At 38.2% G+C, this 13,169-nt stretch carries 10 protein-coding genes and 1 tRNA gene; 3 read left to right on the top strand and 8 right to left on the bottom strand.

What is annotated here, in order from left to right; all coding sequences use genetic code 11:
- Positions 1-20: 20 nt before the first annotated feature.
- A complete protein-coding gene (locus tag ACVWYN_RS04265; protein WP_457287586.1) occupies positions 21-1,616 on the top strand; it encodes a response regulator in 1,596 nt (531 codons plus the stop codon).
- Here the strand turns inward: ACVWYN_RS04265 and pth are convergent.
- The 4 genes from pth to ACVWYN_RS04245 form a co-directional block, all read right to left on the bottom strand.
- Positions 1,606-2,166 carry an aminoacyl-tRNA hydrolase gene (gene pth, locus ACVWYN_RS04260; RefSeq protein WP_457287585.1) on the bottom strand — a complete coding sequence of 187 codons (561 nt, stop codon included), beginning with the start codon at positions 2,164-2,166 and terminating at the stop codon, positions 1,606-1,608. The genes ACVWYN_RS04265 and pth overlap by 11 nt on opposite strands.
- Before the next feature lie 89 nt (positions 2,167-2,255).
- Positions 2,256-2,834 carry a 50S ribosomal protein L25/general stress protein Ctc gene (locus ACVWYN_RS04255; protein ID WP_457287584.1) on the bottom strand — a complete coding sequence of 193 codons (579 nt, stop codon included), beginning with the start codon at positions 2,832-2,834 and terminating at the stop codon, positions 2,256-2,258.
- A 52-nt stretch (positions 2,835-2,886) separates the two neighbouring features.
- On the bottom strand, positions 2,887-3,828 hold the full coding sequence (locus ACVWYN_RS04250; protein WP_457287583.1) for a ribose-phosphate pyrophosphokinase: 942 nt from the start codon (positions 3,826-3,828) through the stop codon (positions 2,887-2,889).
- A gap of 69 nt (positions 3,829-3,897) precedes the next feature.
- Positions 3,898-3,968: transfer RNA gene (locus ACVWYN_RS04245), tRNA-Gln, on the bottom strand.
- Positions 3,969-4,269: 301 nt separating this feature from the next.
- Between ACVWYN_RS04245 and ACVWYN_RS04240 the strand changes: the two genes are divergently transcribed.
- Complete coding sequence (locus ACVWYN_RS04240) at positions 4,270-7,299, top strand: glycosyltransferase family 117 protein (RefSeq protein WP_457287582.1); 3,030 nt, start codon at positions 4,270-4,272, stop codon at positions 7,297-7,299.
- Between the two features lie 71 nt (positions 7,300-7,370).
- Here the strand turns inward: ACVWYN_RS04240 and ACVWYN_RS04235 are convergent, their stop codons facing one another.
- On the bottom strand, positions 7,371-8,336 hold the full coding sequence (locus ACVWYN_RS04235) for an acetyl-CoA carboxylase carboxyltransferase subunit alpha (RefSeq protein WP_457287581.1): 966 nt from the start codon (positions 8,334-8,336) through the stop codon (positions 7,371-7,373).
- Between the two features lie 198 nt (positions 8,337-8,534).
- Here ACVWYN_RS04235 and ACVWYN_RS04230 point away from each other — a divergent pair, with 198 nt between their 5' ends.
- Positions 8,535-9,683 (top strand): fatty acid desaturase family protein, encoded by a 1,149-nt coding sequence (locus ACVWYN_RS04230; protein WP_457287580.1) that lies wholly within the window; start codon positions 8,535-8,537, stop codon positions 9,681-9,683.
- A gap of 2 nt (positions 9,684-9,685) precedes the next feature.
- Here ACVWYN_RS04230 and ACVWYN_RS04225 read toward each other — a convergent pair whose 3' ends face one another.
- The 3 genes from ACVWYN_RS04225 to ACVWYN_RS04215 form a co-directional block, all read right to left on the bottom strand.
- A complete protein-coding gene (locus tag ACVWYN_RS04225; protein WP_457287579.1) occupies positions 9,686-11,131 on the bottom strand; it encodes a M28 family peptidase in 1,446 nt (481 codons plus the stop codon).
- Between the two features lie 76 nt (positions 11,132-11,207).
- On the bottom strand, positions 11,208-12,179 hold the full coding sequence (locus ACVWYN_RS04220) for a polyprenyl synthetase family protein (RefSeq protein WP_457287578.1): 972 nt from the start codon (positions 12,177-12,179) through the stop codon (positions 11,208-11,210).
- A 29-nt stretch (positions 12,180-12,208) separates the two neighbouring features.
- Complete coding sequence (locus ACVWYN_RS04215; RefSeq protein ID WP_457287577.1) at positions 12,209-13,168, bottom strand: YpdA family putative bacillithiol disulfide reductase; 960 nt, start codon at positions 13,166-13,168, stop codon at positions 12,209-12,211.
- Between the last annotated feature and the right edge of the window lies 1 nt (position 13,169).

Genomic DNA, 13,169 nt, shown 5'->3' with positions numbered 1-13,169 from the left:
CTCAATGACAATTTGCATACATGGAAAAGATTAATATCCTAATAGTCGACGATCGGCCGGAAAACATTATTGCACTTGAAGCCCTGTTACAGCGGTCGGACATCAACATCATTACGACCACTAACCCCAATGAGGCATTGAGGCTTTCATGGGAAATGGACATTGCAATTGCTTTAGTTGATGTTCAAATGCCAGAAATGGATGGTTTTGAATTGGTAGAGATTTTAAAAAGCAATCCAAGAACAAAAGATATCCTGATCATATTTGTAACCGCTATATCAAAGGAAACAAAATATGCCGTTAAAGGCCTAAACACTGGAGCGGTTGATTACCTATATAAACCTTTGGACCCATTTGTTACTTCAGCCAAAGTTGATTCTTTTATACAATTTGTAAGAAATCAGCGGGAGATAAAACAAAAAAACAAAGAACTGGAAACTTATCAAAACGAACTTATTAAAGCTAAAGAGGCGGCAGAACTGAGTAAAAGAATTAAGGAGAATTTTTTGGCCAATATGAGTCATGAATTGCGTACTCCCATTAATGGTATTATAGGAATTGCCCATCTTCTAGAAAAAACCAACTTAAATGAGGATCAACAGGAAATGCTCAAATTGCTTGAAATTTCTTCCAACTCTCTTTTGGGTGTTATCAACGACATCTTAGATCTATCAAAGATTGAGGCTGGTAAATTCCGTATCACCCGAAACGATACAGACCTAATAGGTGTATGTGATGCTGTGGTTAACCTGTTAAAAATAAGAGCCAGGGAAAAGAAACTGGAGTTGATTACAGTGCTTGACCCTGATCTTCCTAAACATATTATTGCAGATTCACTTAGACTAAACCAGATTTTAATGAACCTGATAGGTAACGCCATCAAATTTACATCTGAAGGCAGTGTGACGCTAAAAGTTGATGTAGTAAATGCCAAAGGAAATAACGTAAGGATTAAATTTGCTGTAATTGATACTGGTATTGGCATTGCTAAAGAAAACATAGAAAAGATTTTCGAAATATTTGAACAAGCAGACGACCAGACTGCCACTAACTTTGGTGGGACTGGACTAGGTTTATCCATTGTTAAAAATTTGGCTAAGCTAAAAGGGGGTACTTTGGAGGTACAAAGTGAAATTAATAAGGGAAGCACGTTTTGCTTTGAAAATTGGTACCAGATAAGTAAAGACGTAAAAACTGTTGAGAAAAAACCAAAAGAAACCCTAATGCCTTTTACAAACCTTAAAGTACTGGTTGCAGAAGATAATCCAATCAATAAATTCCTGATTATTAAAATTCTGAAAGACTGGATGGTGGATGCAGATGTGGTTGAGAATGGAAAAGAAGCCATAGATAAGCTTAAAGACAATGATTACGACATTATCCTAATGGATACTTTTATGCCTGTTATGAACGGTCTTGATGCCATAAAACTGATTAGAAATGGAGCTGCTCCAGGCAAAGAAAAGATCCCAATTATCACTTTCTCTGCCGCTGTAATGGAAAACGATAAGAGAACTGCTATGGAGGCCGGAGCCAATGATGTTGTTAGTAAACCCTTTGAACTGGAAACCTTACACCGGAAATTAACAATGTATACTTCTGCTGCTACTGATTAAAAGCTGTCATTGTTTTTGATGGCCCAGCCGTTACAAAACTTTTTATGATCTCTACGCTTCTGTCTATTAGTGCCGGAAGTTCGGGTATTTCATCTTTGTCAAAGTTTGACAACACATAGTCTGCTTGTCCACCTCTTCCAAAATTATCACTAATACCGAAGCGTAGTCGGGGATATGCTTGTCCGCCGCATAATCCTTCAACACTCTTCAGTCCATTATGTCCGGCGCTACTGCCTTGTAACTTCAACCTTAGCTTCCCTAAAGGTAAAGCGAGGTCATCTACTAGTACCAAAACATTTTCCAGGGGGATTTTGTGTTCATGCATCCAATAATTGACAGATTTGCCACTTAGATTCATAAAGGTGGTTGGTTTAATCACGTGAAGCTTTTTCCCTTTATAAGAAAGTTCAGCGTAATAAGCCAATCTTGAATTGGTATAACTGCCTTCCAGGTTTTTCACCAACTCATCAGCTATCAGAAAACCTATATTATGACGGGTATAAGTATATGCTGGACCAATGTTCCCTAAACCAACTATTAAGTATTTCATCTGGGCACAAAGATAATATTTTACGGATATGAAAAAAGGCGATACAGATTTGATCTGCACCGCCTTTTTCGTTATAAGAAGTAATTAAATTATTTCTTACCGCCAGCTTGCTCAGCTTGCTTTAATGCTCTTGACATACCTACTGATACGATCGTATCTTCAGGCGTGTTTGTGATCACATAGTTTCCTTTTGCAAGGTCACGTACACGGAACAAATTGCCAACATCTAACTTCGAAATGCTTACTTCAACAGCCTGAGGCATGTCTTTAGGCAATGCTTTTAAACGAAGTTTGCGCAATTTTTGCACCATTTTACCACCCATTTTAACACCTGGAGAAGTGCCTACCAATTTGATTGGAATCTCCATTATGATTTCTTTGTCGTCAAACAACTGAAGAAAATCTACGTGTAAAAGCAGGTCAGTTAGTGGGTGAAATTGTAACTCTTTGATAATGGCTTTAACTTTCTTGGCACCTAGAGAGATCTCTACAAAGTTAGCTTCAGGAGTATAAATAGCATCCTTTAATTCGGTTGTTACAACAGCAAAATGTGCTTGTTCTTTACCACCATACAATACTGCAGGAACTTTGCCTTCATAGCGAAGCTCTTTAGCATCGCGTTTCCCTACGTTCTCTCTTGGAGAACCGCTAATTGCGATTATTTTCATGTTTTTAAATGTTTTGGAACATTCTGTTCCGGTATATAAATAATTATTAAAATTAAACTTTAAACAGTTCGCTTATCGAACCGTGCTCATTTACATTGGCAATAGCCTTAGCAAATAATGGGGCAGTGCTCAACACCCTGATTTTTGGACTTTGCTGCTTAAGTGGTATCGTATCAGTAACGATTAATTCCGTTAACATAGAGTTCTCTATGGTTTCATAAGCTTTTCCAGAAAGTACAGGATGTGTACAAACCGCCCTCACACTCTTGGCCCCTTTTTCCATGATCAAAGCAGCAGCCTTTGCCAGTGTACCTGCTGTATCACAAATATCATCTATCAATACGATGTCCATTCCGGTTACATCACCAATGATAGACATGGATTCAATCTCATTAGCCCGCTTACGCCGCTTATCGCAAATTACGACCTCTGCATTGAAAAACTTGGCAAAAGTACGTGCCCTGTAAGAACCACCCATATCTGGTGATGCAATGGTTAAGTTTTCCAAGCCAAGACTCCTGATGTAAGGAACAAAAACTACTGATCCATCCAAGTGATCAACAGGTATATCAAAAAATCCCTGAATCTGTGCAGCATGAAGATCCATAGTCATGATCCTGTGAATTCCTGCAGATTTTAAAAGGTTGGCTACAAGTTTTGCTCCAATTGCTACCCTCGGCCTGTCTTTCCTATCCTGTCTTGCTAAACCATAATAAGGTACAACCGCAGTGATATAATGAGCGGAGGCCCTTTTAGCGGCATCGATCATTAATAACAACTCCATTAAATTATCAGAAGGCTGGTAAGTGGATTGAATTATAAAAACATCACATCCTCTAACTGTTTCATCATAAGAAGGCTGAAACTCTCCATCGCTAAATTTGTTTAGCGTAACATTTCCTAAAGGCTTACCGTATTGCTCGGCAATCTTAATGGCCAAATCTTTTGTACCTGTACCGGCAAAAAGCTTAACTTGGTTGAATTGCAGTGGCATTATTGAAAAGTATCAATAGTGGTTAAAAAAAATCGGACTGCGGTTTCTCGCAATCCGAATATTATTTAGTTGCCCGACCAGGATTCGAACCTAGACAAACGGTACCAAAAACCGTTGTACTACCTTTATACTATCGGGCAATCTTCCACAAAAGGGTTGCTTTTAAATGGAATGCAAATTTACGTACATTTTTCACTTCTGCAATACCACACCACAAAAAATGTGAAATAAATTAATGTACATTATATTGGTGTTTGAAAATCAGCACCTTAAAATATTTTTAACTGGAAAAGCTTAAGATCGCTCCTGCGATTTAACATATAGTGGGTAGAATAACAAAAGTGTTAAACAGGAGCAGTTGTATGCATATTATCAATCTTATTCTTTATTTTCGGCAGCGATTAATAACACATTAATCATATTAACAATTTTGATAAAGAAATGAATTATTCAAAAATCAATAACATTACCGGTTGGCTTTGTTTTGGAGTAGCTACGTTAACTTATGTTTTAACATTAGAACCCTCAGTAAGTTTTTGGGATTGTGGCGAATTTATAGCCTCTGCCTTAAAAATGCAGGTAGTTCACCAACCAGGTGCGCCCCTATTTCTGATGATACAGCGCTTCTTTTCGCTTTTCGCCTTTGGCCAGCTTGATAAAGTAGCTTACTTTATGAATGTAGGATCAGCAATAGCCAGTGGGGCAACCATTCTATTCTTATTTTGGACCATCACTGCACTCGCTAAAAAAGTGCTAATAAAAGAAAATGAAGAGGTAACAAAATCAAATCTGATCTCCATAATGGGCGCAGGTGTTGTTGGTGCCCTTGCGTATACATTTTCTGATAGCTTCTGGTTTTCAGCTGTGGAATCTGAAGTATATGCATTATCCTCTTTATTTACCGCAATAGTTTTTTGGGGAATTATGAAATGGGAGGCCAATGCTAACGAACCGAAGGCAGATAGGTGGCTGTTATTTATTGCATACATTATGGGCCTTTCCATAGGCATTCACTTATTAAACCTGCTTACCATTCCTGCCATTGCTTTTGTATATTACTTTAAGAAAACAAAACAACCTACAACAGCAGGTATATTTAAAACTTTTGCGATAGGCGTTTTAATACTTGCCTTTATACAATATGGCATCATACAATACATTGTTTCTTTCGGCGCGTATTTTGACCTTTTCTTTGTTAATACATTAGGCCTGGGATTTGGAACAGGTGTATTATTCTTTGCAGTTTTAGTGATTGCAGGACTTGTTTTGGGAATTAAATATTCTATTAAGCATCAGAAAAAGATCTTAAACCTCGCTTTACTTTCTACTGTTCTGATCATTTTTGGATATGGATCTTTCGCAATGATTATCATCAGGGCAAAGGCAGACCCAAACTTAAATAACAGTGATCCTGATAATGCTTTCTCATTTCTAGGTTACCTGAACAGGGAACAATATGGAGATAGACCCTTACTATTCGGTCCTAACTATAATTCTGAAGCTGTTGAATATCAAGAAGGAAAAACTTTGTATCGTAAGGGTGCAGATAAATATGAAGAAGCAGGTAAGAAAACAGATGCTGTTTACGACCGGACAACTCCTTTTCCAAGGATGTACAGTGATGACGCAAGACATGTAGGTTATTACAAAGATATGATGGGCTTTGATGACACCCATTTTCCTACACTATTTGACAATATTGGTTTCTTCTTTGCCTATCAAACTGGGCAGATGTACATGCGTTACTTTATGTGGAACTTCGCAGGAAGGCAGAATGACGACCAGGGACAAGGTAGCATATATGAAGGTCAGTGGCTAAGTGGCATCAAATTTATTGATGCAATCAGACTTGGAGATCAAAGTCACTTACCGCCTACAATTACGGAGAACAAAGCATACAACCGCTTTTTCTTCCTTCCTTTGATTCTTGGTTTAATAGGTGCTGTATGGCATTTTAAACGCAACCAAAAAGATGCTGGTATCATTGCACTACTATTCTTCTTTACAGGCATGGCCATTGTGCTCTACCTTAACCAGAAGCCACTTGAACCAAGAGAACGTGATTATGCGTACGCTGGATCATTCTATGCTTACGCCATATGGATAGGTTTGGGTGTTCTAGCCATCAGAGAGTGGCTGGCAAAAAAGGTTACACCAGTCAATGCTGGTATATTTGCTACCGTTATTGCGCTTTTTGCTGCACCAGTAATTATGGCCCAACAGGGATGGGATGATCACGATAGGTCCACCAAGTTTGTTGCACATGATATTGCCATTGATTATTTACAGTCCTGCGCACCAAATGCTATACTATTTACTTATGGGGATAACGATACTTATCCACTTTGGTATGCTCAGGAAGTAGAAAACATCAGACCGGATATCCGTTTGGTAAACCTAAGTTTGTTTGATACAGACTGGTATATCAATGGTATGAAGCGTAAGCAAAATGAATCTGAGCCTCTTCCTATTACTATGAAAGAGTCTCAGTATGTTCAAGGAGAACGCGACATTATGTATTACCAGGATTATAAAATTGCTGGTCATATAGAATTAAAGAAAATACTTGAGGTTCTATTATCTGATAATGATGAAGATAAAATAGCCTTACAAGCTGGAAGGAAGGTTAACTTCATCCCTACTAAGAATTTTAAACTAACGGTTAATAGAGAAGACGTAATCAAAAATGGCGTAGTGAGCGTTGCAGATTCTGCGAAAATTGTTCCTGAACTGGTATGGACGTTTAAAGAAAACTATGTAACCAAGGGAAAATTAGCCCTATTGGATATATTGGTTCACAACAACTGGAAGAGACCAATTTATTTTGCCAGTACAGTCCCATCTGAACAATATCTTGGTTTAGACAATTATCTGTACAACGAAGGCCTTGCGCTTCACCTGATCCCTCTTAAAGTAGATACAGCAGTTGCTGGTAAAGTGGAGCTGTTAAACACTCCCGTTTTGTATAATAATGTAATGAACAAATTCGTTTGGGGAAATATCAAGAAAGCAAGATATCTAGATACGCAATCAACAGATGATGTATCCATCTTCAGCAATATTTTTAACAATACAATAACAGGCTTGATCAACGAAGGAAAAACAGAAGAAGCTAAAAAGGTAGCGGCAAAATATTTTGAAGTAATGCCAGATAAGTTTTATGGATTGAGATCTATGATGGGTGTTTATTTTATGGCAGAAAACTTATATGCCTTGAATGAAACTCAGAAGGCCAATTTATTGATTGAAAAATCTGCAACATTTATTCAAAAGGAATTAACCTACTTGGCTGATATTTCAGCAAGTAAGAACAAGCTAACCGGTACACAAAACTTACAGTTGGGCATGTCATTCTTAAACCAAATGGCAAGAACTACCGAAAAATATAAGCAAACTAAATTAAGTCAGGAAATACTTGCGCAGTACAGTGCGCTTGAAGGTCGCTTTAGCAGGTTTATAGGTCCTCGATAAGACCTGAACTTTTCACAAATAAAAAGTGGTAGCAATTAAAATTGCTACCACTTTTTATTTGTATTCCTTATTTATGATTCAACAACAACTCCCATTGAGCAGAATTTATCAATTCTGTTGGAAACCATCTTTTCAGTTTTCTCTTTCTTTAATTCCCTCAGATCTTTTAATATCTGTTCCTTTACTGTTTGAGCCATTGCTTCAGGGTTCTGATGTGCGCCTCCAAGCGGTTCTTTAATGATGCCGTCTATTAACTGATTTTTAAACATGTCATCTGACGTAAGCTTCAAACAATCGGCAGCTCTTTCCTTGTAATCCCAACTTCTCCATAAAATGGACGAACAAGATTCAGGGGAAATCACTGAATACCAAGTATGTTCAAGCATGTAAACTTTATCACCAATACCAATACCTAAAGCACCACCAGAGGCTCCTTCTCCAACTACAAAACAAAGAATAGGAACTTTCAAGATTGACATCTCTAGCAAATTTCTCGCAATCGCTTCACCTTGCCCACGTTCCTCAGCTTCTAAACCCGGGTACGCGCCCATCGTATCAATAAAAGAAATAACAGGTTTGTTAAATTTTTCTGCCAGTCTCATTAGGCGCAATGCCTTACGGTAACCTTCAGGATTGGCCATACCAAAGTTACGATACTGGCGCTCTTTTGTATTTTTGCCTTTTTGGTGACCAATAATCATAACAGACTGATCACCGATAGTAGCAAATCCACCTATAATCGCCTTGTCATCCTTAACAGTTCTATCACCATGCATCTCAATGAAATTTTCACAAATCATACTGATGTAATCCAGTGTCTGCGGTCTTTCAGGATGCCGGGACATTTGAACCTTCTGCCAACCGGTTAAATTATCATAAAGATTGTTCTGGGTTTCCACCAACTTCTCTTCCAATTCAGCTAAAGTGGCAGACATGTCTACTTTTGTCTTTTCGGCAACCTGTTTCACCTTATCAATCTGCTGTGCCAATTCAGCCAAAGGCTTTTCAAAATCAAATGATGTTTTTATCTGTTCCATAAGCGGGCTGTAAAAATAGGAATTTTATTTTAATGCACATACTTTCAATTTAAAGCATAACTAATTTGAAAACAAATCCTTAATGGGTCGGTTTTCGTATCTTAATAAATTGTCTGATAGTAACTAACCTATGTATATTTGTATTATATTAGCTATCATTCAAGGGATAAGAATAAAAATTACAGGAACATAAAAATAATGGTTAGAAAGATTAAGTTTACCAATACCAACAAATCTGCTTTTTATGCTACTTTAAGAAAACGTGTTGATCAGCACTTTATAGATAATAATTTATCTACGCATGCGAATGGGGCAATGTGGTTTAAAGCTATATTTTTCTTATCTGCATTAACTGGACTATACCTCTTTGTTCTGATTGGAAACCAAGGCTTAGGGCTTACTTTACTTGCTGCCATTTTATTAGGCATTACAGGCGCCTTTGTAGGATTTAATGTATGTCATGATGCTATACATAAATCATTCTCTGCAAACCCTAAAGTAAATGCTACATTTAGTTTTGTTTTTAACCTAATAGGTGCCAGCCCTTACGTATGGAACATTTGCCATAATATTGTTCACCATACCTATACCAATATTGCAGGGCACGACGAAGACATTGACGTTGCTCCTGGTCTTATACGTTTCTCAGAATCAGAAACAGTCAACAAAATACAACGGTATCAACATTTCTATGCGTTCGGGCTTTATAGTTTGGCCATGCTCTCCTGGGTATTTAGAAAAGACTATAAAAAATTCTTTCAGAAAAAGATTGGCGAGCATGTTTGTGACCATCCAAGAATAGAATACTTCAAGCTATTTTTCTTCAAAGCGATTTATTATGTGCTTTTCATTGTACTTCCATTAATTGTGATGAATGTTACCTGGTGGCAATTCCTGATTGGCTTTTTGGCTATGCAATTTGCACAGGGTCTTGTTCTGGGTTTAGTTTTCCAATTGGCGCATGTAGTGGAAGGAACAAGCTTCCCATTTCCAGATGAGCATGGTAATATTGAGGAGGCCTGGGCCGTTCATCAACTACAAACAACAGCTAATTTCGCTATTAAAAGTAAGGTTGCAGGGTTCCTTTGCGGTGGCTTAAACAGACAGATTGAACATCACCTATTTCCAAAGGTATGCCACATACACTATCCGGCAATTGGTGTAATTGTACAAGAAACAGCAGCAGAGTTTAATTTACCTTATATCTATAGCGATACATTCAGTGGCGCATTGGTTTCACACTACAAGATTTTACGCAGATTGGGCAAAGAAGCTTATAAAGAAAATAAATACATTAATAAAGCTTCCTGCACCCATACAAGAAAGATTTCAGCCGCTTACGCTTAGGGTCACCATCTCCATTCGCCGGCAATCCTTAAAGGCTCTTCTAACTTATTCTCCTGCAGGAATAACTTAATCGCTTCATCATCTTGCTGGGCAAGAGGCAAAGCTGGTGTATTAGCCAAAGCATAAGTAAGCATTGCGCTGTAACGAACGGTATTTTTCATACCCTGCTCATCTACCAATTTAAACACATCGCCATTTGAGTGATAATAAGGTCCAGAATTATTTGGCAGATGGCCGCCTGTCCCTCCTCCCGTAGGAATACCCTGCAACATAAAAGGTTGGTGATCGCTGTGTAAACCAACCTCTGCAGAGAAAAGGTTCTTAAAACCAGTATCTAGTTTTACGATCTGACTACCCCATGCAGTAAAGATGTCTTTCATTTCCACTCTGCTGGCACTAAATCCCTTTGGGTCATTGGTCATATCGTAATTCAGCATAAACTTTATCAACCCAAGTTTACCTGCTGCTTTAGCAGCATTAACATAGGCCTTAGACCCAAGTAAACCTTCCTCTTCTCCCATAAAAAGAATAAATTCTACTGTACGTTTCGTAGTTAGGTGAAGTTTACTGAATGTTCTGGCCATATCAATTATCGAAAAAGAACCTATCCCGTTATCTATAGCACCAGTAGCCAGATCCCAGCTATCTAAATGCCCGCCGACAACAATTTTGTCTGCTGGCAGTTCTGTTCCTTTTATTGTAGCAATCACGTTTCTTGCTTTGATCATTCCAGAGAAATTGGTCATGTTAAGACTAGCAAACTGTTGCTTTGTCTTCAATTTTTCTTTAACAGCCATACCATCTTCCAAACCAATACAAACCGCAGGAATTGTTATCAATTTACCAGTAACTGATGCAGTTCCTGTAAGCAAGACACCATCTTTTACAACATTGATAATGATAATTCCAATAGCTCCATACTTGATGGCTATGGCAGTTTTTTCAGAACGATGCAGGGAAGCTGTTCCCGCAGGGGAACCAGGCAAAACACCCAGATACACCAACGCTATCTTTCCTTTCACTTTACCTCGGTCATGCAAATAATCTGCCTCCAAGCCATTACCCATGTCAGCCAGTTCTCCAATTATATTTGCCTTAACAGGTGAATGTGCTAAAGTCACCGTAGCAACCTTTAACAATTGATCATTTGCATCGCCTATCTTAGTTTCATTTGTTAACCTGCTCCAGCTCTCTACTTCGAAAGGCTGATAACGCACGGCTAATCCATAAGATTTAAGTAGTTTATAAGCATATTCTTCTGCCTTTGCACCATTAGAAGAACCTGTCAGGCGGTGCCCAATCGTCGTTGTTGCATCTTTTAAACTGCTGTATGCTTTAGAGTTTTGTTGTACATCTATATTTATTTTACCAAAAACTGCACTAAAATCATCCTGTGCGGCTACATTAAAAGCCAAGCAACAAATCAACAGACTCAAGAAAATTCTCATAACACGATATTTTGATCAAAATAGAACATTCTAACCAACATACTAAAGAAATATTGCAACAAATTTAATAGAAGTGCTACTTCTTGCGCTCAGTTGTGTATCTAACCAGCTGCTCAAGACCAGTACGTGCATCCCCAGGTTCAAAAGTATAGAGAATATCAAATGCTTCCTGCTGGTATTGTTTCATTTTCTCGTTAGCATAATGTACACCATCTTTGGAGTTAACGAAATCAATAATCTCTCTAATCTTTACCGGATCTTCCTGGTGGTTCTTTACCAGATTAATGATCCTTTTCTTTTCAGATTTATCAGATCTATTTAATGCATAAATTAATGGTAGTGTTACTTTCTTCTCCTTAATATCAATACCTAATGGTTTACCTACATCGTCTGTTCCAAAATCAAAAGTATCGTCCTTAATTTGAAAAGCAATACCCACTTTCTCGCCAAACAAGCGCATTTTTTCAACAGTTGTTTCATCAGCACCAGCAGACGCGGCTCCACAAGCACAACAAGAGGCAATAAGAGAGGCTGTCTTCTGACGGATCACATCAAAATATAGCTCTTCACTAATGTCCATTCGGCGTACTTTTTCAATCTGTAAAAGCTCACCTTCACTCATTTGCTTAACGGCTTCTGATACAATTTGCAGTAACCGGAACTCCCCGTTATTCACAGAAAGCAAAAGCCCTTTAGCTAACAAATAATCGCCTACCAGCACCGCAATCTTATTTTTCCATAACGCGTTTATAGAGAAGAAACCCCTTCTTTCATAAGCATTATCAACCACATCATCATGTACAAGCGTGGCCGTGTGCAACAGTTCTACCAATGCAGCACCACGGTGTGTAGACTCAATAATTCCCCCGCATAACTTAGCTGCAAAAAATACGAACATAGGCCGTATCTGCTTCCCTTTGCGTTTAACTATATAATGAGTGATTCTGTCCAACAAGGGTGCATCACTATGCATTGAAGCTTTAAACTTTTCTTCAAATACATCAATGTCTGCAGCTATTGGTAATTTTATCTGATCTATTCCCGGCATTCAGGTAAAAATGTGTGTGCAAACATAATTTAATTTCCTTTAATATGAGCTATTATTTGATCTGCATGCACTCGTGAGTTTTCAATAAACCACTTGTGTGTATCCATTCCACCACACACAACTCCAGCAAGGTAAAGTCCTTTTAATGATGTCTCCATGGTTTCAGGATTATAAAGCGGACAATTTCCTTCTTCTAAATGCACTCCCAAATTCTTTAACAAGTTAAAATCAGGACGATAGCCAGTCATGGCCAATACAAAATCATTCTTTATCGTTACCAAACCTTCAAGAGTCCTGATATCAATCTCATGTTCACGTATGGCAGTCACCTCACTTTCAAAGTAAACATTAATCTCTCCCTCCTTTATCCGGTTTTCAATATCAGGGCGAACCCAGTATTTAACATTTGGGCCTAATTCCTTTCCTCTAATCACTAGTGTTACTTTTGCGCCCTTACGGTAGGTCTCCAGCGCCACATCAATAGCTGAATTGTTAGCGCCCACTACCGCAACGCGACTAAAAGCATATAAGTGCGGGTCCTTGTAATAATGCAATACTTTTGGCAACTCCTCCCCTGGAACATCCATCATTACTGGCACGTCATAAAACCCAGTGGCTATAATTACTTGCTTTACCTGGTACTGTGCCTTTAAGGTTTCTACATTAAACAGCCCATCTTGCTTTTCAACCGTCTGTACTTGTTCATACAGATTAACATTAAGTTCAAACTTCTCTGCTACCCTTCTATAATATTCCAATGCTTCATTTCTGTTGGGTTTATTGCTTATGCTCACAAATGGCACAGCACCTATCTCCAGCTTTTGGGAAGTAGAGAAGAAGGTCATAAATACCGGATAGTTATATAAACTATTCACCAAAGCACCCTTTTCTATAATTACATAACTCAACCCAGCCTCCTTGGCACCTATCGCACAGGCCATTCCTATAGGTCCTGCACCAATAATCAACACATCGTATTTCTCAGCCATT

This window comes from Pedobacter sp. UYP24 (genome assembly GCF_054057295.1).
Note: the sequence above shows the minus strand (reverse complement) of the source record. Positions and strands in the feature narration are given on the sequence as shown.